A 22,964-nucleotide genomic window follows, 5' to 3' on the forward strand; every position below is an offset into this window, starting at 1 on the left:
ACTTTTAGTTTTATTTATTAGTTTGTCTAATCTATTATAAATTATAAAATAATAGACTGGCTCAATCGATCACTTGTTTAGATTTCAAAGATTGACTAATAGTTTAACAATTGTAAGTTAAAAGAACTTTCTGCTCTGCGTTTTGCAAAACAGAAAGTGAAGTATATAGAAGTGATGCTTAAATGCAGATAAAAATCAGGCTAATTTTTAAAAACCCATAAAGAAATTTTGAAGTCCAACTTTTCCATTAAATATAATATCTTTTTTGTTTGGATCATATTTAAATTCGCTTATTACTTTTTTGTCCTCTTCTTTAAAATATCCAGCAGATACCAAAGTAGGCTCAACAAAAGCTACTTCTGGCACTAATGTATCAAAAAAATTCGCCAGACTTTCATCGACACTTATTTTTCCACTAAGAGATAATTTATCAAAAATTTCTGACTGATTTGTTCCCTTTTTAAAGCCATTTACTGCTGCATCCAAATTTAGCTTTAAAGTCTTATCTCCTTTTTTAAAGCTTAATGTATCTATTTTTATACTTGGATTCTTTTCTAAGATTTGATCTATTGTCTCATCAAAATTTAATCCAGCTAAAACATTATAATTTTCTTCATTATTTAAATTATTAAGCTTGTCCAATACATTATTTAACGCAGGTACATTGATATTTGCGATTTTGCTATCAAAGACAAAATCTGTATATTTTACTTTATCAACTGCTACGATACCTATTTTTATAACATCGTCTGATCTTCCAAGATCATTTGAGATTTCAAATTTTGAGTCATACTTAAAGTCATCTATCAAAATATTACTTACATCATTAGATGCGAAAGACACCCTTTTAAATTTAACTTTTGCTAAATAAGGTACAAGCTGGCTTTCTAAAATTTTTGAAATCTTAACTGGCTCTTTATAACTTGAGTCAATATAAAACCCTTCGATATTTAGATCAACTTTGTTGTACTCACTAAAATCTTTCAAAACAATTTTCTCTGCTTCAACCTTTAAGCTGTTTATACTATCTTTTGAATCAAGCGTCATACCAATCTTTATATCTTTTGTATTAACGGCGGTTTTTTGCTTATCATTAAATTCAATATTGCTAAATTTAATATCCACATCTTTATCGCCAGTTAGGCTGACTTTTGTTTTAGTTGTTGCAATGACATTTGAACCCATGAATGTTGCGATAATGTTTTTAATCATATCGTTTTGGATAGAAATTTTTGAGTCTATTTCAAAGCCATCTATAAAAGCAAGCACTGTATGAGAAATTTCATTTTCTACTTTAAAAACCAAATCCTCATTTGCATTTTTACCAAATATATTTTCCAAAAGATCTTTTGAAACACTAAAATCAAATGATCCTTTTGAGCCAAAAAAACCTTTTTTGTAATTGTTATTAGAAATTTTAAAGCCCTTAATATTGTTTAGATCATTCACTATCCTTTGATAGTTTTTCTCTACCTCATTTGAAGCAAAATAAACCGCTCCAATGGCTACCACGATAACTACGATTAAAGCAGATATCACCTTTTTCATGCTTTTCTCCTTTTTGTAATATGTTGTAAAAAAAACCAAATTCCAAGCAACAAACAAACCATAGCAAGAGGCATAATATATCCATGCTCGCCAAGATAGTCGCTTGCACCTACAAAATAATCACCCGCTTTAAAGCTGGCAAATCCGATAATGGCCGCCCAAAGCACTGACGAGATCAAATTTATAATGCTAAATTTATAAAATGAATATTTCGTAAGTCCAAGCGCGATAGGAACCAAAGTTTTGACGCCGTAGATAAATTTTTTGATAAATATTATCTTATCGCCGTGTTTTTTGGCCAAAATTCCTGCATAAGCAAGCTTTCTTTTATGATTTTTGATATAAGGCATAAGTGAGTTTTTATTAAATCTTGCGACATAAAAAATTAGCGTGTCACCGATTGTATTTGCTACAGCAGCGACAATTATACTAAGAGTGATATCCATCTTACCGGCAAAACTTAAAATTCCAGCGGCGATTAATGCAACCATGCCGCCACCAAGGCTATAAAAAAACAATACAATATAGCCGTATGTTGAAACTGAGTTTATGATATCTTGCATTAATCTCCTAAAAGTTTAGATGCAGAGGCTATTAGCTGTTCATAGGCATAGCCACTTTGCTTTAAAATTTCTTCTCTTGCACTAATGACAGCTCCGCCAAAACTAGCTCCCGCAAAAAACCCATCATTTGCAGCATATGCGTATATATCACTTGAAAATTTAAAATCGCTTACTTTACTGTAATTGCGTCCAATGTCACCAAAAGCTACTGATAGCTTTGTATCAAGCGTGATCTTGGCATCTTTAATATCATGGATAATGCTATCTTTAAATATAAAAAGCACAAGCGAACTATCTTCATAACCAAGCTGTATACCGATGCTACCGCCACTTATGCTAACTGGTAAAATTTCACTTGGCGAGTTAATGTTACCAACAACCATGATGCCATCTCCACCCATACCACCAACTACAAAACCGACCTTTTTAACACTTGGAAAGATGATCGTTGCTTTTGACTGCTCGATTAGCTCTTTTATAGGAGCGTTTCTAGCACCTCTCATCGTTGTTATAAACGAGTTTGCCGAGTCCAGCACGAGCTCCTCACTGGCAAAGCCAATTGAGAAAAATAATAAAATTGAAAAAAGAAATTTCATATTTTGCCGTTATTTTGCAAAATCAATAGCACGAGTCTCTCTGATGACACTTACTTTTATCTCACCAGGATACTGCACCTTGCTCTCGATCTCTTGAGCTATCTCTTTTGCTACAAGCACGGCCTCGTCGTCGTTTATGAGTTTAGCGTTTGCTATGACGCGAATTTCGCGGCCTGCATTTATCGCATAAGCTTGTTTGATACCATCTTTACTTTTTGCGATGTTTTCGATCTCTTCGACACGCTTTAAGAAGCTCTCAAGCACCTCACGCCTTGCACCTGGACGAGCTGCACTTAGTGCGTCAGCTGCGCAAACAGCCGCACTTTCTATACTTGTTGCCTCTTCGTGGCCGTGGTGAGCGTAGATAGCGTTGATGACTACTGGATGCTCTTTGTAGCGTTTACAAATTTCTGCTCCAAGATCAACGTGGCTGCCCTCATACTCGTGAGTTAGCGCTTTACCGATATCGTGAAGTATGCCAGCTCTTTTTGCAAGTTTCTCATCTCCGCCACACTCAGCTGCAATGATGCCAGCAAGGTGAGCTACTTCAAGGCTATGAGCCAAGGCATTTTGACCGTAGCTCGCTCTAAATTTAAGCTTGCCTATTAGTTTTACGATCTCTGGATGAATTTTATTTAGACCAAGATCCATGACGATATTTTCGCCCTCTTCTTGTATGCTTTGCTCAAATTCTTCAGTCACTTTTTTGTGAAGATCCTCTATCCTTGCTGGCTGGATTCTGCCATCCTCCACTAAAAGCTCAATGACTCTTGTTGCGATTGCACGTCTGTAAAGATTAAAGCTACTTAATATAATTGCATGAGGCGTATCATCGATGATGATATCAACACCAAGCACCATTTCAAGAGTCTTGATGTTACGTCCCTCTTTGCCGATGATCCTACCTTTTAGCTCATCGTTTTTGATATTTACGACATTTATCAGACGCTCAGCCGCAAATTCTCCAGCAAATCTTGACGTAGCCTGCGCCAGGATGTAATTAACCCTCTTTTTAGCTTCTCTTTTTGCTTCTTCTTCGTATTTTCTAACGATGTGAGCAATATCCGCACGAGACTTCTCCTCAACCTTTTTAAGTACGACCTCTTTTGCCTCTTCTTCTGTTAAGCCAGCAGCGTGCTCAAGTACTCTTATCGCCTCTTCTACCTTATTTTGATAAGTAGCCTTTAAATTTAAGCCCTCTTCGTAAGTGATTTTTGCATCTTGCTTATCTTTTTCAAAAAGCTCTTTACTTTCGTTTAAGAGCTCTTGCTCATTTAGCAAAATTTTCTCTTTTTTGGTTAGTTCATCAAATTTACTCGCATACTCTTTTTGAAGCTTTGTCGTCTTGTCATCGTATCTTTTTTTGGCCTCAAATTCAGCTTCTTGTACTGAAATTTTAGAATTTTTAAGCGTTAGCTCGGCTTCGTACTCGATAGCTTTTGCCTTTGCTTTTGCTTGTTCTAAGAAGATGTTGTAGTTTGCATCATTTATCTTTTTAGCGTATAGATACCCTGCTCCAACGCCCGCCACACCGGCTCCTAAGCCTATTAAAACCTCTATCATTTATTCCTCTTTTTATATAATTTTTATTTGGGGTTATATAAAAGTCTGCTACCGCGTCTTGTGCATTTGAAAGCACATCTTTGGTATAAAAGTCTTTTATCTCAAGAAAAACTATCCGTTTTGGCTTAATAGGCAAAGAGTCAAAAAATCTATCATAAAATCCTTTTCCATGCCCTATCCTAGCCATAGCTCCATCAACCCCAATCGCTGGAACTACTGCCATATCAAGTCTAACATTATCCATTTTTTTGCCAGATGGCTGTCTGACGTTAAATTTATAAGTTATAAATGGCAGTCGCAATCTTACCATCTTTAAGCTAAGACCTACCATAAAAGGGGCAAAAATTTCACATTTACGTGATAAATTTCGCCTTATTTTAAGCACATCTACTTCGTAGTTAAGTGGCAAATAAAACAATACTTTCTTAGAATTTGTAAAATTTATCAAATTTAAAAGCGTTTTTGTAGCTTTATAGTGCGAGCATTTGGCCTTAAATTTAGTAAATTTCATCAAATTTGCTCTTGCATTTTTTCTAAATTCATTTTTTTCTAAATTAACGCTCATTTTATGCTCTTTCTTGTATAATCCTGAAATCTTATTCAAAAGGAAATTCATGACATTAAAACAAGGAATTATAACATCACTTTGCCTTTTTGCCTTTTTTGGATGTGGCGACAATAAAGGCCAAAAAGACGAACAAAACTCAAGCAAGCAAGTCCAAAGTAAAAATTTAGACGAAAATAGTAACAAAAGCGAAAATTTAAACAAAGACTCTGTCGCGCCAAAAGCTAGCGAGAGCAGCCAAAACAACGAGATAAAAGACATAACCCTAAAGCTACTAAATGGCAGCACGATGCAAATAACAAAAAGAAGTGATGGTTTTGACGTAAAAGACGGCAAAAAAGCAACGCTTTACGTATTTTTCGCTACATGGTGCCCACCTTGCAAAGCTGAGATACCGCATTTAAACAACCTAAGTGAAAAATTTAAAAATGAACTGAACATTGTTGGCGTACTACTTGAAGACAAGAGCGAAGATGAAGTGAAAGAATTTGCACAAAAATACAAGGTCAAATACGATATAGCTGTTGGCGATGGAAATTTCTTATTCGAAAAGGCGATTGGTGGCATCAAAGGGCTTCCAGCATCTGCACTTTTTAAAGCAAATGGAGACTACGCTCAAGGTTACATCGGTCTTGTGCCTGAAGAAATGCTTGAAAATGATATAAATAGGGCTACAAAATAATGCTTGAATTTTTAAAAAAAGGCTTTGAAAAGACCTTTGGAGCGATCAGCTCAGCTAAAAAATCAAAAAAAATAAATAAAGATAGTTTAGAAGAAATTTTACTAGAAGCTGATGTTGCATACGAGATCGTGGAAGAAATTTTATACTACTTGCCACCACAAGATGAAGTGAGTAGAGCAGATCTAAGACGAGTTATGAGTAGTTATTTTATCTACGAAAACGAGCGTGTGATTGAGCCTGATAAGCCATTTGTCGATCTCATCCTTGGCGTAAACGGTGCTGGCAAGACAACAACGATCGCAAAGCTTGCAAATTTATATAAAAACAATGGTAAAAGCGTCATTTTGGGCGCTTGTGATACATTTAGAGCTGGTGCGATCGAGCAGCTTCGTCAGTGGTCACTTAGGCTAAATGTGCCAATAGTCGCCACCCAGCAAGGTCACGACCCTTCAGCTGTTGCTTACGACACGATCAGCTCGGCTCTTGCAAAAGGTATCGACCGAGTCATCCTTGACACAGCCGGCAGACTTCAAAACCAGACAAATTTAGCAAACGAGTTAGAAAAGATCGTTCGCATTAGCAAAAAGGCTTACGAAAAAGCGCCCCACCGAAAAATTTTGATTCTTGATGGCACGCAAGGTAACGCTGGAGTTGCGCAAGCGAAAGCGTTTAACGATATCGTCTCGCTTGATGGTGTCATCATCACAAAACTTGATGGCACTGCAAAGGGTGGAGCGCTATTTGGCGTGGCAAGAGAGCTTGAGCTACCTATATTTTATATAGGCGTTGGCGAAAGCATGGATGATATCATCAAATTTAACCCAGATGAGTTTTTAGACGAGCTGATGGACGCTATTTTTGAGTAGAGTGAAATTTCTTAGTAAAATTTGCTTTTTCGTTGCTCTTTTGGCGATTGATATTCTTGCATTTACTCCAAAAAGTCCCACGATCATCGAAAATTCGTGGGACAAAGCAAACCATTTTTTAGCCTTTTTCGTCCTTTACATCCTACTCTACCTTGGCTATGAGTTTAAAATTTTTAAAAATTTAGCCCTACTTTTAGCCTTTGGTGTGCAAATAGAGCTCGTTCAAGCATTTTTACCAAACAGGAGCTTTAGCCTACTTGACATCGTGGCTGACATGATCGGAGCGGCTTTTGGACTAACGATAGTTGAAATTTTAAAAAGGATATATTATGGCAAAAGCAAAGCCAGTTTTTGAGTGTCAAGCGTGTGGTAATCAACAGGCAAAGTGGCTAGGTAAATGCCCGCAATGTGGGGCTTGGGATAGCTTTGTCGAGCTTAGCCAGCAAGAGATAAAGATAAGTAAAGAGATAGCAAAAAGCACTAGCGCATCTAGCAAAGCCATAAGCATAGACGAAGTTGAAATTCAAAATTTTACGAGATTTAGCACCAAAGATAGTGAGCTAGACCTCGTTCTTGGTGGTGGCGTTGTCGAAGGCTCACTCGTTTTAATAGGTGGCAGCCCGGGCATCGGTAAATCAACATTGCTTCTAAAAATTGGCTCAAATTTAGCAAAAGACGGCAAAAAAACGCTCTATGTAAGCGGCGAAGAGAGCCAAAGCCAGATAAAAATGAGAGCTGACAGACTAAATGCGGTGGATAAAAATTTATACCTATTAACTGAAATTTGCCTAGAAGATATCCTGCTAGAGGTGCAAAAGAGCGACTACAAGGTGCTAGTCATTGACTCCATACAAACGCTTTATAGCCAAAATATAACCTCCGCGCCAGGCTCGATCACGCAGGTTCGTGAGATCACGTTTGAGCTAATGAGGCTTGCAAAGAGCCAAAACATCTGCGTTTTCATCATCGGTCACATAACCAAAGAGGGCTCGATCGCAGGGCCTAGAGTGCTTGAGCACATGGTCGACGTGGTGCTTTATTTCGAGGGCGATGCTAGTAGAGAGCTGAGAATTTTGCGTGGGTTTAAAAACCGCTTTGGCTCGACGAGCGAGGTTGGTATATTTGAGATGAGCCAGCACGGACTAGTGAGCGCAAATGAGGTCTCGAGTAAATTTTTCACACGTGGCGGAGCGATGAGTGGTAGTGCAATAACTATCATAATGGAGGGCTCAAGGGCGCTTAGCATAGAAATTCAGGCACTTGTTTGCGAAAGTGCCTATCCAAAACGAAGCTCGACTGGCTTTGAGAGAAACCGCCTAGATATGCTGCTGGCCCTACTTGAGCGAAAGCTAGAAATTCCACTTGGACACTACGACGTCTTCATAAATGTTTCAGGTGGCGTTAAGATAAGCGAAACTGCGGCCGATCTAGCCGTCATCGCAGCGATAATCAGCAGCTTCAAAAACCGCCCTATCAGCAAGGATAGCGTCTTCATCGGCGAGCTAAGCCTAAACGGCGAGATAAGAGAAATTTTCAACCTCGATCAACGACTAAAGGAGGCAAAAACGCAGAAATTTAAAAACGCCATCATCCCAAACAAACCGCTTGACACGCAAGGTCTAAAGTGCTTTTACGCCAAAGATATCACGCAAGTGCTTGAGTGGATGTAAATTTATCTTGCCAGCGATTTAACATCAATACTTTGCTGGCTAGGCCATGTTTTTTGGAATTTATCTTTTGTATAAGTCTGAGAGCATCTATGCTTTTTTCTTTGAAATTTAAATTATAAGAATTCCATTCTTTGCTTATAAAATACCTATGCCCTCTTATCCACTTTAAGCTTTGCCACTTTTTCTAAAATTTCAAACATACTCTTACCACTATCAAATTCACTCTTTATAAATTTATAAAGCTCTTTAAATCTCTCATCAGCTTCAAACTTATAGGTTTGAGATTTTTTAGTAACTTGTATAGGTGTAAATTTTTTCTCTTTGGCGTTGTCTTCTTTTTCAAGATTATTTATATTCTGAACACCTTTTTCGTTTAACTCTTTTAATATATTAACAGCATTTTTAGCATCTTCGCCAGATAGAGTTAGATCAAATCGCTCTTTTAATACATATTTAGCCCACTCCTCTTTAAACTCATCAACGCTCATATCGCTATCAAGCAGATCAATAGTCCTTGAGTTTTTAGTAAATAGCAAATCTTGATTGCCACGATATTCATTTAAAAACTCATTTACAGTGTATGGGGTCTCTCTTAAAAGTTTCGGCTTAGTGTTATCTGGTTTTGCTTGCTGACCTTGTATATACTCTACAAATAAACCCTTGCTTTCATTTATGAAATTTTTAAGATCTGATAGCTGCTCGCTTGTAAAGTTAGGATCATAGCCTCTAAGCTTTCCTATGATAGTGACTTTTGCTTCATCGCCCTTTGTAAAGCCAGATAGTGGATATATATGTCTATCATAAGCCTCAGCTTGAGCTTTTCTATCAAGCCTTGCGTATTTAGGAAAGCTCATACCATATCCCATATCGTTACTAAGTATCTCGTTTATATCGTTAAATTTAAATCCCATCTCTCTTGCCATGTTCTCTCTTGAGAGATAGTTAGTAGTTGAGAGGTTATTAGAAATTTGCATTTTACTATCCTTAGTTTCTTTAGCTCCATTAAATCTTAATCTAAGATATCGTCTTTTCTTTAAAAAATTTTATAAAAATACGTTTTTTAAATTTATCAGAAGTAGTTAAAAGATATTAAAAAGCTTTGTAAAAATATATAAATTTTAGACAATCATCACTGCAGCTACGGCAAATCCGCCGTCGTGAGTTATGCTAAGGCTTGCTTCTTTGATATTAAAATTTGTATAAATTTTTGGGCTAAATTTTATCTTTGGTGCGTTTTTTGCGTCTTTGCTGAGCATAATGTCTAAAAAGCCACACTCTTTGCTGATACCCACACCAAGAGCTTTGCTAGCTGCTTCTTTGGCCGCCCAAAATCCAGCCAAAGTCGCATCGTTTTTTGCTAGCGTGATCTCGTCATCACTAAGAAATTTTTTTAAAAAAAGCTCGCCGTAACGAGCTTTAAGTCTAGAAATTCTATCTATCTTAACGATATCGATGCCTATCATTGCACCACAAAATCAGTAAAAAATATATTTTTGATGTAGCCATCATTTAGCACTTCATTTAGCTTGCCGACGATCTCGTCTTTTAGCCTATCCTTGCCCTTTGCAGTGCTTACTTCTTCGTAAGTTTTTGATGAAAGTGTTCTAATGATAATATCTCTTAAAAGTGCTTTTTTCTTATCAAGCTCAGGAGTTAGCAACTCATCGCTTTGCTCCATATCGATCTTTGTTTTAAGAAATCTTGAGCCATTTTCGCTAAGTAAATTTACAATGAACTGATCAAGCGGATATATCGGCCCCATATTTGAATAGTCGTTGCTACCATGCTTTGCCTTATTTTGAGCTGGCATGGACTGCGTTTGAGTCTGAGCTGGTGTTTGCGCCATATTTGCCTCTTTTGGCTCGTCAGAACTAAGCATCAAAAACGCGACTAGCCCTCCAATAACTAGCAGCAAAACAAATATCGCAATGATAATTATCATTAATGCACCATTGCCACCTTTTTTTGCCTTTTTTTCTTCAACTTCTTCAGCCATCTTTCCTCCTTTAAGTTTTGGCTATAATTATACAAAAAATTCGCAAAAATGAGAAAAAATGATACATAAAACAAATGCGGCTAGGGCTTTAGATAAGCTAAAAATTAATTATGAAATTTTAGAGTATGAGGTCGACTTAAACGATCTTTCAGCCATTCACGTAGCAGCTAGCACCAAGCAAGATATAAAGCAAATTTATAAAACTATTGTTTGTGAGTGTGAGCCTAAAAATTTCGTTGTTGCATGCTTGCAGGGCGATTTGGAGCTTGATCTAAAAGCACTTTCCCATGCGTGCGGAGCTAAACGCTGCGAACTTATAAATTTAAAAGATCTAGAAAAAATAACTGGCTATATTAGAGGTGGCTGCTCGCCACTTGCTATGAAGAAGCATTTTGCGACTTTTATAGACGAGCGCGCTATGGAGCGAGAATATGTCCTTGTAAGTGCTGGAGTGAGAGGCAAACAGATAAAAATAGCTCCAAATGATCTTTTAAAGGCTTGCGAAGCAAGTTTTGCCAATATCGCTAGGCTAGCTCTTTAAAAACTCTATAAATTTAAACTTCTCGCCTAAAAACTCAGGCGAAAGTAGAAATTTTGCTTGTTTAGCTGCATTTTCATAGGCTTGCTTGCTACCTTTTTCAAGCACTAAAGATAAAATTTCATCCACACCAAGATCGCAAACTAAAGCTTCGTTTTGTTTTTTAAATTTAAGCATCTTAAAGCCAGCCTCACTAAAAGCCTCTTTTACTTGCTTAAAGCAAAGGCTATATGTTAGATCCGATCTTTTAAAATATGGCTCAAGATCTGAAATTTCAAATAAAGAAAATACTTGATGGTCTTTAAAAATCCTTAGGCTAAACTCATTTTTTGGCTCAAATTCGCCATAGTCAAAGCTTAAAAATCTGACCTTTTTTGCCGTACTTGCAAGTTGAAGCGCAAATTTAGCGTAGCTAGTTGATATCTCGCCCTTTTTTATGCCAAATTTCTTTGCAAGAGCTAGCAAATTTTGATCTGCCTTTTGCCAGTGAAATTTTAGGTCTTCCTCCACAAAAAGCATATTTTGCCCATCTATCACCTCACAGCTAAATGCGTCAAGTAGCTCATTTGAGATAACGAAAATTTCTTCAAACGAGCACTCGTCTAAATTTTCATAATGTTTTATTTTGACATCATCGCCAAAGCGTTTTGCAAAAGTTTCAAGCTGTTTTTTACGTAAAATTTCATGAGGTTCGATGATTATAAACTCCAAATTTGGCAAAATTTCTGGCTTAAGCGTAAAAATTCCTTGCGCAAAATCAGCTAGCATATCGCCAGAGTTCGCACCGATCTCCACGACCTTGCAAGAGCTAGAAATTTCGCCATTTTTAAGCAGCTTTAAAAAGTAGTTCGCAAGGCAAGCGCCAAAGAGATAGCCAACGCTTACATTTGTGTAAAAATCGCCTTTTTTGCCGATATCTACGCCAAATTTATAGTAGTTTTCATTGACCCAGATATCAAAAAACTCGCTAAATTTCATAGATCAGGCAGCTTCCAGCCTCTATAAAACGCAAACATCCTAACTGTAATGCCAGCAGCAAGCAAGAGCATAGTAAAAAATATATTGGTTAGGCCTAGATGATATAGCACAAAATAAGCAAGCCCCACACCAAGGCTTATCGTGCCGTAAAGTCCAGTGCGTAAAAACCATGGAATTTCGTTTAGCAAAATATCTCTTAAGATACCTCCACCAACGCCGTTAAAAAAGGCGATCATCATCACACCAAAGATATTGTAGTTGTACTCAATGGCAACCATTGCCCCCACGATGGAAAAACAGATAACATCGATCGCATCGGCGAAGATAAATACAAATTTTCGCTCCAAACCTTCTCTTTTTATGTGTAAATTTGCCACTCTTGAAACAACCAACATAAAAATAACAACGCTTACTGGCATGTAGTGTGTAAATGAATAAACTGCCCTGCCAACGAGCATATCACGCATGATACCGCCACCAAGTGCGGTCAAAAATGCAGATAAAAAGACTCCAAGCCAGTCGCACTCCTTTTTTACTGCAAATAAAAACCCACTAAGTGCAGCTGATGCGATACCGACGTATTCGACAAAAAGTATTAAACTCATATTTTTCCCTTAAAAGGTCGCATTTTATAATGAACTCTCATAAAAAATCATTAATAATATTTTTACCATTAGTTTATTTTAGGCTATAATAACGAAAAATTTAAGGAAGGAATTTTAATGAAAAAACTATTAATCATATTTCTTGCTGGTTTATTTTTCACGCCATGCTTAAATGCTGATGTGATCCAAAATCAAAAGCTAAAAAATGCAATAAATATTTTAAATGCTTTTGGTACAAGAAATTTAAAGCCAAACACTAAATTTGAAGGCATAAAAGCGATCGCCATAATCCCTGATGTGACAAAAGCAGGCGCTGTTGTAACTGGCTCAACAGGCAAAGGCGTATTTATCGCTAAAAACGATGATGGTGAATGGTCAAGCCCATTTTTTGTAAATTACACATCTGGAAGCATAGGCTTGCAGCTTGGTTACAGCTCAGCTGACATGATCATCTTATTTAAAAATTCAGAAGCTTATGCAAATTTATTTAATGCAAAAGATACGATCAGCCTAAAAGCAGAAGCAACTGGTGGCGTTGGTAATGAAGTAGCGATCACAAGTGATTTGCCTGAAATTTCAGCATTTGCTGAGGAGCGTGGCAAGACAAGTGGTGCTTTTGTAGGCGTTAGCCTAGATGTGGCAAGGCTTAAAATAAATATACAAGATACAAATGATTACTATGAGCGAATGTATGATTTTGAAAATATCTACAACAATAGCCCAAAAGCTAGTAAATACACACTAAAATTTAAAGAAATAATCTCAAAATACTTCTTATAACTCAAATTTCTTGGCTCATTAATTGGGTCAAGAGCTCTTTTTATTTTTACTTTTATGATTAATTTTATAGAAGTTATGGCTTAGCTTTTTGCTAAACCATAAATAGTGAAACAAAGCGTTTTTTAGGGATTGGAGAAAATTGAGTCATATACTCAAACGCTTCTTCGTAATCGCCATCCGTATATTGTGCAACTTGTTCAATAAGCTCGTAAAGCTCCTCATCGTCCATAGAATCAAAACTGCCTCTATTTTCTAAAACCTCTAACAAAACGGCGTCTAATTCAAGCTCGTCGTAAGTCATTTTATTCCTTAATTTTGATTTAAAAAATGCGACACTATACCAAAACAATCTTATAAAATACTTTACTTGAAATTCGTAAGAAATTTTATGCTTTTTTTATAAGTAAAGTTGTAAAATCCTTATATTCATTATCATTTTAGTTAGGTTTTTGTGGATAATTTTGAACTATTTTATAAGCATTTTAAAGAGTTTTTGGAAGCCTTTGGGCAAAAAAGCTCAGAGTTAAAAGAACAAATTTTGCATGTACTTTTCATTAGCAACTCTCATCTAAGTGCTCAAGAAATTTCTTCAGAAATTTATAAAATCCACAAGAATGAAATTTCAATGACATCAATTTACTCGTTTTTAAATTTTCTCGAAATGCATCATCTTGCAAACTGCTTTGAAGAAAATGGAGTAAAGAAATTTGAGTTAAATTTAAAATCCTCGCACGATCATTTGATATGTGAAATTTGTGAGAAGATAGTTGATTTTGAAGATGAGATGATAGAGCAAAGGCAAGAGCAAATTTGCAAAGAAAAAAATTTTAGTGAGCAGTCGCATACGATGATACTTTATGGTATTTGTAGTGATTGCCAAGAGAAAAATGGAAATTAAATTTTATCATTTCATTTTACTTTTTGATAATGAAAAACAAAAAAATTTCAGGTTTATTTAAGCTATGAAATAGATAATACGCAATTAAAAAAAGGATGAAAATGGATATAAAAACACAAACTTTAGCACAAGTTGCAAGCTATTTTTCAATGATAGCTCACACAAACGGTAGACTAAGAGTAAGAGTTAGTCCAAAGATAAAAGAGCTAAGTAGTAGCGTAAATTTAGCTAGCCTAGATGATGTAATAGCTCAGATAAATGGTATAAAAAATGTAAAATTTAACAAGCTAATCGGCTCTGTAACGATCGAATACGATCATGAAATTTTTCCAAAAAACCTTTGGGAAGATCTTTTAAAAGGGCAAAATTTGGAAGAGATTTCAACTAGAGTAAATGAAGTTGCAAAAGAAGTGAAATATGCTTAATGAACTTTTAAATGCATCATACACAAGCGAAAAGAACGCACTTAGCTTATATGAAAATTTAGCTTTATTTGGCGATGTTTTTAACGAGATCGCAAATATCAGAAAAAATGCAATCATCTTGATAGAAAAATTTGCGAGCACACATGATTATGAGCTTGCTTGCGAAAATGAAGCTATATTTTTGCCGGCAAAAAATAAAGAAGATGCGCTGATACAAGCTTTAAACTATGAGTTAGAGCTAAATAAAATGTATGAAAAATTTTGTGAAAGCTTAGATGACGAGGAGCTAAAAGATCTATTTTTTAGACTTTGGGCTACTTCAAATAACGAATACGTCGCCTCTTTAAAACAACGCTTAAAAGAAATTTATAGTGGCTGTGAAATAAAAAATGAGCTAAATTTAAATGAAATTTCACAAAATTTTGAGCAAAATGGCATAACAAATATTTTAGAAAACTATCAAAATGACTTTAATGAGATAACTAAAAGCTTGCAAAATATCGCAAGTGGCAAGGCTGATAAAAGCGAGTTAGCAAAGATAACTAATAATCCAAATTTCTCGTTTTTTAGCGGACTTGCGCTTGGGGCATTAGGCATTTCAGTAGTTAGCAAAAATTTTAATAAGGATGAAGAAAATGAATAATTTACAAAATCAAACAAAGAAAGGATTTAAAATGGCATTACCATTTTTAGCAGGTTTAGCAGTAGGCGGTTTAGCAATAGCTGCTTGGAATAAAAGAGATAAGATCAAAGAGTACGCCCAAGATGGCTTTGATAAAGGCAAAGAGGCCGCAAAAGATCTTTACAAAAAAGGTAAAAGTGTTGCAAAAGATGCAAAAGACTTTATAGTAAAAGAAGAGAAAAAAGCAAAACGTGGTGCTAAAAAAGTAGAAAAAGAGGCTGAAAAAGTGGTAAAGAAAACAAGAAAACCACGTGCTAAAAAGCCAGCCGCTCCAAAAGCTATCACACCAAACGATATAGCTTAAGGATAGAGAATGCAAGAAAATAGTCTTTTTACACTTTCAAGCACAAGGCTTCCATTTGATCACTTCATCAGCGGTGCTTTAATCGCTGGCATGGGTGCAGCTGCACTTGGCTTTAGCGACTATCTAAATAATAGAGCGACTAAAAAAGATGTCGCTAAAAAAATAGCGAAATACGCTGTAACAGGTGGTTTTGTAGGTGCTGTTGGTATTCATGCTTCAAATTTAATAGCACAAAAAAAATATCTAAATGCAGCAGCTTTTACAGCAGCTGGCATCGGCGGTCTTTTGATAGCAGAAAAACTAATAAAATTGGAGAGCAAATAATGAATAACCCTTACATCAATGAAGAAAATGTAGCAAGTGAGACTGCAGCTAACAATGCAGCAGCTACTCAGCCAAGCGCAATCGATAATGCAATAAACAATGCAGCTCAAAATTTGCCATTTGTACCTGAAAATTTTAATGCTGCTGGCTTTGTAAAAGGTCTAGTTTTAGGTGGTATCGCAGCTTATGTACTGACTAATCCAAAAGCACAAGAGTGCGTATTTAAAGCGATTATCAAAGGTGGCGAGCTTATAAATGCTGGCATAGAAGAACTAAAAGAGCGTTTTGAAGATGTCAAAGCAGAACTTGACTCACAAAAATAAGATCACTCTAGCTCACAAGAGTAAAAATAGAGCGAGGTTTATTTGCGAGAGCCTAAACGCTAGAAGCGATGTCAGTGCTATCGAGGCTGCGATCTCAGAGCGAACTGATGCACTAAGTGTTCGTGTAAATAAATACGCAAAAAGCATTATTGTTGAATACGATAAAAACTACGATAAAATTTTAAACTTTATAAAGAGCTATGAATTTCCAACAAAGGCAAAAGATCCAAATTTACCAAGCAAGGCAAATATCTATAAGGCTGCTGCCGCACTTGGCATAACGCCTTTTATGAGCAATAAAACTCTAAAATCAGCCGTGACTCTTTATGCCACAGCACCAAATTTAATAGAAGGTGCAAAAGAGCTAAGGCATGAGGGCATCACTTCAAAAGTGCTTGAGGCAACTGCCATTGGCACTAGCCTAGCAATGGGCGATCATTTAGCAGCAAATAGCACAAATTTGATGATAAATATCGGTGAATATATGGAAGAAAGTGCTAGCCACAGAAGTGATGATCTCATCAAAGAGCTAGCAAAACCAAATATCGAAGAAGTCTGGGTCGAGAGAAATTTAAATGGTGAAAAGACGCTTGAAAAAGTAAAAACCGAAAATTTAAAAAAGGGTGACATCGTAGTAGTCGGAGCTGGTGAGACGATAGGTGTTGATGGTTATATCGTTGAAGGTAACGCCGATGTAAATCAAGTCTCAATGACCGGAGAGGCTGAGCCTATACCAAAAGCTAGAGGCGATCGTGTTATAAGTGGCACCGTGGTCGATGAAGGTAGGATAAAAATTTGGGCTGAAAATGTAGGTAGCGACACAGCGACAGCTAGGATCAAAGAGTACATACAAACTTCGCTCAATGAAAAATCAGCCATTGGTGTAAAAGCGTTAAAACTAGCTGATAAACTTGTACCTGTTACGCTCTCGCTTGCTGGACTTTCATACATTATAAATAAAAATATGAATAGTGTTGCTAGCGTACTTCAAGCGGACTACTCTTGCGCATTAAAGCTTGCCACACCAGTTGCTTTTAAATCAAGTATCTCAAAAGCTGGTAGAAATGGCATTCTTGTAAAAGGCGCAAAAGCGATTGAAGCTCTAAGCTCAGTTGATACTTTTGTATTTGACAAGACCGGCACTCTTACACACGGACGCCTAAGTGTAGTTGAAATTTACTCGTTTAAAGAAGGCTTTTCTCAAAATGATATATTAAATTTAACTGCAAGTGCCGAGGAACACTACTTTCATCCAGTAGCTGAAGCAATAGTTGAAGCTGCAAATAAGCGTGGTTTCCACCATATTCATCACGATGAAGTTGAATTTATCGTAGCTCATGGCGTAAAAACTGCGATGCACGGCAAAGAGGTAGTTATCGGCAGCAGGCACTTTTTAGAAGATGATGAGATGATAAGTTTTAAAGCTCATGAAGCTTTAATAAGCAAAGCATTAAATAGCGGACTAACCTTACTCTATGTAGGATATGATAAAGAGCTAGTCGGCGTCATCGCTATGAAAGATGATATGAGAGAAAACGCAAAAGACATGGTTAAAAAGCTAAGAAGCCTTGGCGTAAAAGAGGTCGTCATGCTAAGCGGCGACATCAAAAGCAAGGCTGAAGAGGTAGCACGTGAGCTTGGACTTGATAGGGTCTATGCGGAGTGCTTACCAACAGATAAAGCAGCTATCATCGAAGAGCTAAAGAGTGAGGGCAAAAAAGTAGCCTTTGTGGGAGATGGCATAAATGATGCTCCAAGCCTAACTAAAGCAAATGTGGGTATAAGTATGCACAAAGGTGCTGATATAGCCAAAGCGACGGCTGATATAAGCCTTTTAAAAGACGACATCATGAGTGTAGCTCTCGTAAAAGAGCTTGCAAATAAAACAATGGATTTAATTAGCTCAAATTTCCGCGCAACCGTTGGCGTAAACACAGCTATACTAAGTGCTGCGACACTTGGCATGTTAAATCCAATAGCAACTGCCATGCTTCATAATGGCACAACGATTTGGCTTTTATTAAACTCAATGAAGGGCATAAAATTCAAATCAAAATAAATTTGAAAGGGTAGATGGTGCTTGATAGTTTCTTAAATTTTTTAAACGGCAAAATGGACGTAGCCAACGACTTTTTATATGGATATTTTTTAGTCATTATTCTTGTGGCTACGGGAATTTATTTTAGTTATTTGACTCGTTTTGTGCAGTTTAGGATGTTTTTTGAAGCTTGCAGAGTCTTAGTAGAAAAAAAGGACAAGTACAATAAGCACCATTTAACGCCGTTTCAAGCACTTATGATCTCGACTGCTTCGCGCGTTGGTATAGGCAATATCGCTGGAATTTCAGCTGCTATCGTCGCGGGCGGTCCGGGTGCTCTTTTTTGGATGTGCTTGATGGCCTTTTTGGGATCAGCTTCAGCTTTTATAGAGAGTACGTTAGCGCAAATTTATAAGACAAAAGATGTTTTTGGGTTTAAAGGCGGTCCAGCTTATTACATCAAAAATGGCCTTGGCATAAAGTGGTTGGCTTCACTTTTTGCAGTGATCCTCATCATCACCTACGCATACGGCTTTAACGGCCTTCAAAGCTATACCATGACATCAGCCTTTGAAATTTACTACGACAAAGCTGGTAGCAATGTGAGTTTTGTACAAAGCGGTCTGCCTGTTGGCATTGGTCTTATTCTTACGGCGTTTGCGGCGGTAATGTTTTTTAGCAAAAGCCACATCATCGGTAAGGTAAGCTCATACATCGTGCCTTTCATGGCACTTGCCTACATCTCGCTAGCACTTATTGCTATCGTTTTAAATTTCAAAGAAATTCCTGATGTTGTTAAGATGATTTTAGAAAATGCCTTTGATTTTAAAGCGATATTTGGTGGATTTGCCGGCAGCGTGATCGTAATAGGCATCAAAAGAGGCCTTTTCTCAAACGAAGCTGGCATGGGTTCAGCTCCAAACGCAGCAGCTGCAGCACATACTAGCCACCCAGTAAAACAAGGCCTAGTTCAAGCAATGGCAGTCTTTATAGATATGACTATATGTATCGCTTCTGGTATGATCGTGCTATTTTCACAGGCCTATCTTACGAAGCAAACTGGCTCAAGTGGTGAGGTGCTAACCGCCCTTCCTCTCGTTCAAGCTGCAATGAAAGAGTATTTTGGTGAATTTGGAGTTCATTTTACCACTCTTGCAGTCGTACTTTTTGCCATCACTTCGCTTATTGGCAACTACTACTACGCTCAGGCAAATATGAAATTTTTAACCAAAAACCACAAGCTTACGTTGCTATTTAAGATAACGGCTGTCGTTATGATATTTATTGGTGCTCAAATGAATTTAAAGCTCGCTTGGAATATCGCTGATATCACAATGGCCGCAATGGCAACTATTAACATCATCGCTATATTCTTACTTTCAAAAGTAGTGATAATAGCAGTCAAAGACTACGAAGCTCAAAGAGGTGCTGGACAAAATCCAGAATTTGACCCAGAAAGTCTTGGCATAAAAAATACAAGTTGCTGGAATAAAAACTAAATGGAGAAGAATTTGAAAAACGAAACAAAAATAAGTGGCAAACTACTTGATATAAACACTCATAGACAAGTATCAAAAGTCGGTATGGGCATCACTTTAGCCTCAGTTTGCTTAAGCGCCCTTTTTATGAAAAGAAATAAAAGCATTAAGAAATTTCACGTTGCTTCAGGCATTGCATTTACCTGCTTTGCTCTTTATCATGCTGGGCTTTATGATAATGGAATCTTCAAAAAAATGATAATAAAAGCAAAAAATGAGGTAAAAAAGGCATAAAATGACACTTAGCGACGCAGAAATTCTAAGCTATATAAATGAAGATGTACCTTACTTTGATCTTACTACGTCGCTTCAAAATATCGATAAAAATGCCTCACTTGAAATTTATTCACGTGATGAAATTTGTGTTAGCTGCGTTGATGTGGCCGCAAGTGTTGCAAGGCTACTTGGGTGTGAGAGTGAAATTTTTGTGCAAAATTCTCAAATTTGCAAGGCTGGCGATGTAATTATAAAAATTTATGGTGATTATGAAAGCGCACACAAGGTCTGGAAACTAGCTCAAGTCGCACTAGAATATGCCAGTGCCATCGCAACTTATACAAATAAAATGGTAAATGCCACAAAGTACGTCAATGAAAAATGTGAAGTGTTGGCAACTAGAAAGAGTTTTCCGTTTGCTAAGAAATTTTGCGTAAAAGCCGTACTTGAAGGCGGTGGTGGCATCCATAGGCTTGGGCTTAGCGATAGTATTTTATTTTTTAAAAACCACATGAAAGCCTACGGTAGCTTTGATAAATTTTTATCGCATTTGCCAGAGTTTAAAGCAAAAATGGCTGAGCGAAAAGTATGCATTGAAGCTGAAAATTTAGACGAAGTAAGCAAGCTTTTAAAAGCAAATTGCGACGTCGTGCAGTGCGATAAATTTAGTCCGGAGCTTATCAAAAATGTACTCTCTTTAAGAGATGAGATTTCGCCAAACACCATTATCCTAGCAGCTGGTGGTATAAATTTATCAAATGCAAAAGATTACGCAAATGCTGATGCGATAGTAACGTCAGCGATGTATTCAAAAGGCGTTGCTGATATCAGCACCAGACTTGAGATTTTGTAAATTTTTACAACGACCGATACAGCAAAACATCTATCAAAGTTAAAATTTGCAGAAAATGTATTTTGGCTCTAGAATTTGGACGATATGCAACAAAAAATTAGCATTTTTTTTATTTTAAATTTATCTCATAGATACAAGCAAAACATAAACTAAGAAAGTTAAATTTTCTAATTTGTTTTCTCTAAAAAATAAGGACACTTATATCTCGCTTTACACCATGTGCATAAAACTCAATCAAATTTTAAAATTTATAAGCAAGCAAATCACGATTTTAAATTCAGTAACAAACGATAACGAGTGAGTAGGATTTATAATTTGCCTAGAAATTTTCAAATTCCACGCAAATTTAAGTCAAGCCTACCTTCTAACGACATGCAAAAACTGCATATGTTTGCGGTATTGCTCGATTACGTCGTTTATCAGCGTGGCCTCGCTCCAACCAAGCACGTCGTAGTCTTGACCGCCCTCTTTTAGATATACCTCGGCTCTGTAATAAAGATCGTCGCCCTCAAGCTCTCTAGTGTAGTCCGGGCTCTGGCTTTTGGTGAGATATACGCCGTATCTAAAGTCCATCTCGTCGCCAAGTCCGACGTTTAAATTTACGAAATTTTCAGCTTTTGTTACATTTGCTTCAAGGCCGTTTTTGGCAAATTCCTCTTTTAGCTCGTTAAAGGCTTTTAGCACGACTTCGTTTAGAAATTTACTGCCGTCTTTTTTGCTAGGTAGCGTGATGATCGCGCTTAGTCGCTCTTGCCAAGGCTTTGAAAGATCGCTAAGAGGCATATTATTAAAGTTATTTGTCTCTTTTTTGGTCACATCGACGCGCAAGGCTTTAAATAGCCCAAAAATCGCACCCAAAAGCACCACCGAAAATGGCAGTGCCGTGGTGATCGTGAGAGCTTGAAGCGAGCCAAGACCGCCGGCTAGCATCAAAAATGCCGCCACGACGCCCACCGTAACGCCCCAAAAGACCTTTTGCCAAACTGGTGTATCGTCCTTGCCGTTTGAGCAAAGCATGTTCATAACGATCGCCGCAGAGTCGGCAGAAGTGATGAAAAATATGACAATCATAAAGACTGCGATCGTGCTTAGCACGCCTGAGAAGCTAAATTTCTCCAAAAACATAAAAAGTGCTGAGGCTGAGTCAGAATTTACCGTGGTCGCTAGCTCGCTAAAGCCACTTTGCACAAGCGCGATCGCTGAGTTGCCAAAAAAGCTCATCCAAGCAAAGGTAAAGCCAGTTGGCACGAGAAGCACGCCGATCACAAATTCTCTTATCGTCCTACCTTTTGAAATTTTAGCGATAAATAGCCCCACAAACGGCGACCAAGATAGCCACCAAGCCCAGTATAGCAGCGTCCAGCCACCAAGCCAGCTCTCGTTTTGCCTCTCGTAGGCGTAGAGGTTAAAGGTATTTGAAATGAGCGTAGAGACGTAGTCGCCGCTATTTTGCACAAACGACTTTAAAAGCTGCGTCGTATCGCCCAAAAATAGTATCAAAAACATAAAACATATAGCTAGCACGATGTTTGCGTTTGATAAGATCTTGATGCCCTTATCCACGCCACTTGCCGCTGAGATGGTTGCAGCTAGGCAAAGCACTATTAAAAGCGTGATATGCATGGTCGGCAGCCCAAAAACGTGTGTAAGTCCCGCATTTACCTGAAGTACGCCGTATCCCAGCGATGTCGCCACGCCAAATAGCGTCGCCACGACGGCAAATGTGTCGATGGCGCTACCTATCTTACCGTAAATTTTATCTCCGATTATCGGATAAAATGCCGATCTAAGCGTGAGCGGCAAGCCGTGTCTATATGAGAAAAAAGCAAGAATTAGCGCCACGATAGCATAAACTGACCAAGCGCCCATGCCCCAGTGAAAGAATGTGATATTCATCGCAAGCTTTTGCGCTGCGATAGTTTGCGCGTCGCCAACTGGTGGGTTTAGATAGTGCATGAGCGGCTCGGCCACACCAAAAAACACAAGTCCTATGCCCATACCAGCGGCAAAAAGCATAGAAAACCACGAGATATTTTTGTGCTCTGGCTTTACGTGATCGGCTCCAAGCTTGATCTCACCAAGCTTGCTAAAACCAAGGATGATGACGCTAAGAAGTATGACGGCGACAACTAGGATGTAAAACCAGCCAAATTTCGCTGCGATGTAGTTTTGCATACCTTTAAAAAACTCATTTGAGAAATTTGGAAATATCGCTGCAAATGCTGTTATTAAAACTATGACGACAAGCGAAGGGATAAATACCGAACTATTAAATTTTGACCTTTGAAATTTGAACATTTTTCTCCTTTTTGTAAATTTCAGCTTCCTTTCAAACTAACAAAAAAGAGTAAATAGGTCAAATTTTCTCTTTAAATTTTTTATGAAATTTTAAGCTTTAGCCACCAAAAATAGC

At 37.4% G+C, this 22,964-nt stretch carries 28 protein-coding genes; 16 read left to right on the forward strand and 12 right to left on the reverse strand.

Going from position 1 to position 22,964, the window contains the following annotated elements:
* Nucleotides 1-207: 207 nt before the first annotated feature.
* The 5 genes from CYP28_RS08375 to CYP28_RS08395 are packed head-to-tail and all read right to left on the reverse strand — an operon-like array spanning nucleotide 208 to nucleotide 4,835.
* Nucleotides 208-1,548, reverse strand: coding sequence for a DUF945 family protein (locus tag CYP28_RS08375; RefSeq protein WP_103593840.1), 1,341 nt, complete (start codon nucleotides 1,546-1,548; stop codon nucleotides 208-210).
* Complete coding sequence (locus CYP28_RS08380) at nucleotides 1,545-2,111, reverse strand: DedA family protein (protein WP_103593841.1); 567 nt, start codon at nucleotides 2,109-2,111, stop codon at nucleotides 1,545-1,547. Before CYP28_RS08380 ends, CYP28_RS08375 begins: the two co-directional genes overlap by 4 nt.
* Nucleotides 2,111-2,707: a lipid-binding SYLF domain-containing protein gene (locus tag CYP28_RS08385; RefSeq protein ID WP_103559257.1), complete on the reverse strand. Its 597-nt coding sequence runs from the start codon at nucleotides 2,705-2,707 to the stop codon at nucleotides 2,111-2,113. Before CYP28_RS08385 ends, CYP28_RS08380 begins: the two co-directional genes overlap by 1 nt.
* Nucleotides 2,708-2,716: 9 nt before the next feature.
* Nucleotides 2,717-4,270 (reverse strand): ribonuclease Y, encoded by a 1,554-nt coding sequence (gene rny / locus CYP28_RS08390; RefSeq protein WP_103593842.1) that lies wholly within the window; start codon nucleotides 4,268-4,270, stop codon nucleotides 2,717-2,719.
* On the reverse strand, nucleotides 4,203-4,835 hold the full coding sequence (locus CYP28_RS08395) for a 5-formyltetrahydrofolate cyclo-ligase (RefSeq protein WP_103593843.1): 633 nt from the start codon (nucleotides 4,833-4,835) through the stop codon (nucleotides 4,203-4,205). Before CYP28_RS08395 ends, rny begins: the two co-directional genes overlap by 68 nt.
* A 49-nt stretch (nucleotides 4,836-4,884) precedes the next feature.
* On the opposite strand from CYP28_RS08395, the gene CYP28_RS08400 reads away from it, so the two are divergent.
* The 4 genes from CYP28_RS08400 to radA are packed head-to-tail and all read left to right on the forward strand — an operon-like array spanning nucleotide 4,885 to nucleotide 8,053.
* The gene (locus tag CYP28_RS08400) at nucleotides 4,885-5,517 is read left to right on the forward strand and encodes a TlpA family protein disulfide reductase (RefSeq protein ID WP_103593844.1); all 633 of its coding nucleotides are present in this window, start codon (nucleotides 4,885-4,887) and stop codon (nucleotides 5,515-5,517) included.
* The gene (gene ftsY / locus CYP28_RS08405) at nucleotides 5,517-6,383 is read left to right on the forward strand and encodes a signal recognition particle-docking protein FtsY (RefSeq protein WP_103593845.1); all 867 of its coding nucleotides are present in this window, start codon (nucleotides 5,517-5,519) and stop codon (nucleotides 6,381-6,383) included. Before CYP28_RS08400 ends, ftsY begins: the two co-directional genes overlap by 1 nt.
* On the forward strand, nucleotides 6,376-6,738 hold the full coding sequence (locus CYP28_RS08410; protein WP_103593846.1) for a VanZ family protein: 363 nt from the start codon (nucleotides 6,376-6,378) through the stop codon (nucleotides 6,736-6,738). Before ftsY ends, CYP28_RS08410 begins: the two co-directional genes overlap by 8 nt.
* Nucleotides 6,713-8,053: a DNA repair protein RadA gene (gene radA, locus CYP28_RS08415; protein WP_103593847.1), complete on the forward strand. Its 1,341-nt coding sequence runs from the start codon at nucleotides 6,713-6,715 to the stop codon at nucleotides 8,051-8,053. The genes CYP28_RS08410 and radA overlap by 26 nt, the downstream gene beginning before the upstream one ends.
* Nucleotides 8,054-8,199: 146 nt before the next feature.
* Here the strand turns inward: radA and CYP28_RS10695 are convergent, their stop codons facing one another.
* From CYP28_RS10695 to fliL, 3 genes are all read right to left on the reverse strand, one after another.
* Nucleotides 8,200-9,027 (reverse strand): polyribonucleotide nucleotidyltransferase, encoded by an 828-nt coding sequence (locus CYP28_RS10695; protein WP_103593848.1) that lies wholly within the window; start codon nucleotides 9,025-9,027, stop codon nucleotides 8,200-8,202.
* 144 nt (nucleotides 9,028-9,171) lie between these two features.
* Entirely contained in the window at nucleotides 9,172-9,516 is a 345-nt protein-coding gene (gene acpS / locus CYP28_RS08425) for a holo-ACP synthase (RefSeq protein ID WP_103593849.1), read from the reverse strand.
* On the reverse strand, nucleotides 9,513-10,049 hold the full coding sequence (gene fliL / locus CYP28_RS08430; protein ID WP_021091240.1) for a flagellar basal body-associated protein FliL: 537 nt from the start codon (nucleotides 10,047-10,049) through the stop codon (nucleotides 9,513-9,515). Before fliL ends, acpS begins: the two co-directional genes overlap by 4 nt.
* Nucleotides 10,050-10,107: 58 nt before the next feature.
* Between fliL and ybaK the strand changes: the two genes are divergently transcribed.
* Nucleotides 10,108-10,590, forward strand: coding sequence for a Cys-tRNA(Pro) deacylase (gene ybaK / locus CYP28_RS08435; RefSeq protein WP_103593850.1), 483 nt, complete (start codon nucleotides 10,108-10,110; stop codon nucleotides 10,588-10,590).
* Here the strand turns inward: ybaK and CYP28_RS08440 are convergent.
* Both CYP28_RS08440 and CYP28_RS08445 read right to left on the reverse strand, forming a co-directional pair.
* Nucleotides 10,579-11,565, reverse strand: coding sequence for an SAM-dependent methyltransferase (locus CYP28_RS08440; protein WP_103593851.1), 987 nt, complete (start codon nucleotides 11,563-11,565; stop codon nucleotides 10,579-10,581). The two genes, ybaK and CYP28_RS08440, sit on opposite strands and share 12 nt — an antisense overlap.
* Nucleotides 11,562-12,170, reverse strand: a complete 609-nt coding sequence (locus CYP28_RS08445; protein ID WP_103559247.1) for a trimeric intracellular cation channel family protein — start codon at nucleotides 12,168-12,170, stop codon at nucleotides 11,562-11,564. The genes CYP28_RS08440 and CYP28_RS08445 overlap by 4 nt, the downstream gene beginning before the upstream one ends.
* A 117-nt stretch (nucleotides 12,171-12,287) precedes the next feature.
* Between CYP28_RS08445 and CYP28_RS08450 the strand changes: the two genes are divergently transcribed.
* Nucleotides 12,288-12,950, forward strand: a complete 663-nt coding sequence (locus CYP28_RS08450; RefSeq protein ID WP_103593852.1) for a lipid-binding SYLF domain-containing protein — start codon at nucleotides 12,288-12,290, stop codon at nucleotides 12,948-12,950.
* A 91-nt stretch (nucleotides 12,951-13,041) separates the two neighbouring features.
* Here the strand turns inward: CYP28_RS08450 and CYP28_RS08455 are convergent, their stop codons facing one another.
* Nucleotides 13,042-13,251, reverse strand: coding sequence for a hypothetical protein (locus tag CYP28_RS08455; protein ID WP_002942234.1), 210 nt, complete (start codon nucleotides 13,249-13,251; stop codon nucleotides 13,042-13,044).
* Nucleotides 13,252-13,401: 150 nt separating this feature from the next.
* Between CYP28_RS08455 and CYP28_RS08460 the strand changes: the two genes are divergently transcribed.
* The 10 genes from CYP28_RS08460 (at nucleotide 13,402) to modD (ending at nucleotide 20,551) form a co-directional block, all read left to right on the forward strand.
* The gene (locus CYP28_RS08460) at nucleotides 13,402-13,848 is read left to right on the forward strand and encodes a Fur family transcriptional regulator (protein WP_054196789.1); all 447 of its coding nucleotides are present in this window, start codon (nucleotides 13,402-13,404) and stop codon (nucleotides 13,846-13,848) included.
* A 101-nt stretch (nucleotides 13,849-13,949) separates the two neighbouring features.
* The gene (locus tag CYP28_RS08465; RefSeq protein ID WP_021091233.1) at nucleotides 13,950-14,273 is read left to right on the forward strand and encodes an HMA2 domain-containing protein; all 324 of its coding nucleotides are present in this window, start codon (nucleotides 13,950-13,952) and stop codon (nucleotides 14,271-14,273) included.
* Nucleotides 14,266-14,916 carry a ferritin-like domain-containing protein gene (locus tag CYP28_RS08470; RefSeq protein WP_072594357.1) on the forward strand — a complete coding sequence of 217 codons (651 nt, stop codon included), beginning with the start codon at nucleotides 14,266-14,268 and terminating at the stop codon, nucleotides 14,914-14,916. The genes CYP28_RS08465 and CYP28_RS08470 overlap by 8 nt, the downstream gene beginning before the upstream one ends.
* A 31-nt stretch (nucleotides 14,917-14,947) precedes the next feature.
* The gene (locus tag CYP28_RS08475) at nucleotides 14,948-15,259 is read left to right on the forward strand and encodes a hypothetical protein (RefSeq protein ID WP_051288446.1); all 312 of its coding nucleotides are present in this window, start codon (nucleotides 14,948-14,950) and stop codon (nucleotides 15,257-15,259) included.
* A 9-nt stretch (nucleotides 15,260-15,268) separates the two neighbouring features.
* Nucleotides 15,269-15,583, forward strand: coding sequence for a hypothetical protein (locus CYP28_RS08480; protein WP_021091246.1), 315 nt, complete (start codon nucleotides 15,269-15,271; stop codon nucleotides 15,581-15,583).
* Complete coding sequence (locus CYP28_RS08485) at nucleotides 15,583-15,906, forward strand: oxidoreductase (RefSeq protein WP_087577962.1); 324 nt, start codon at nucleotides 15,583-15,585, stop codon at nucleotides 15,904-15,906. Before CYP28_RS08480 ends, CYP28_RS08485 begins: the two co-directional genes overlap by 1 nt.
* Nucleotides 15,890-17,965: a heavy metal translocating P-type ATPase gene (locus CYP28_RS08490; protein ID WP_103593853.1), complete on the forward strand. Its 2,076-nt coding sequence runs from the start codon at nucleotides 15,890-15,892 to the stop codon at nucleotides 17,963-17,965. Before CYP28_RS08485 ends, CYP28_RS08490 begins: the two co-directional genes overlap by 17 nt.
* Nucleotides 17,966-17,979: 14 nt before the next feature.
* Nucleotides 17,980-19,443, forward strand: a complete 1,464-nt coding sequence (locus CYP28_RS08495) for an alanine/glycine:cation symporter family protein (protein ID WP_196781199.1) — start codon at nucleotides 17,980-17,982, stop codon at nucleotides 19,441-19,443.
* 12 nt (nucleotides 19,444-19,455) lie between these two features.
* Entirely contained in the window at nucleotides 19,456-19,716 is a 261-nt protein-coding gene (locus tag CYP28_RS08500) for a helicase (protein ID WP_087585279.1), read from the forward strand.
* 1 nt (nucleotide 19,717) lies between these two features.
* Nucleotides 19,718-20,551, forward strand: a complete 834-nt coding sequence (gene modD, locus CYP28_RS08505) for a ModD protein (protein WP_103593854.1) — start codon at nucleotides 19,718-19,720, stop codon at nucleotides 20,549-20,551.
* Between the two features lie 357 nt (nucleotides 20,552-20,908).
* Here modD and CYP28_RS08510 read toward each other — a convergent pair whose 3' ends face one another.
* A complete protein-coding gene (locus tag CYP28_RS08510; RefSeq protein WP_103593855.1) occupies nucleotides 20,909-22,849 on the reverse strand; it encodes a BCCT family transporter in 1,941 nt (646 codons plus the stop codon).
* Nucleotides 22,850-22,964: the final 115 nt, after the last annotated feature.

Source organism: Campylobacter concisus (assembly GCF_002914195.1).
GTDB lineage: Bacteria > Campylobacterota > Campylobacteria > Campylobacterales > Campylobacteraceae > Campylobacter_A > Campylobacter_A concisus_M.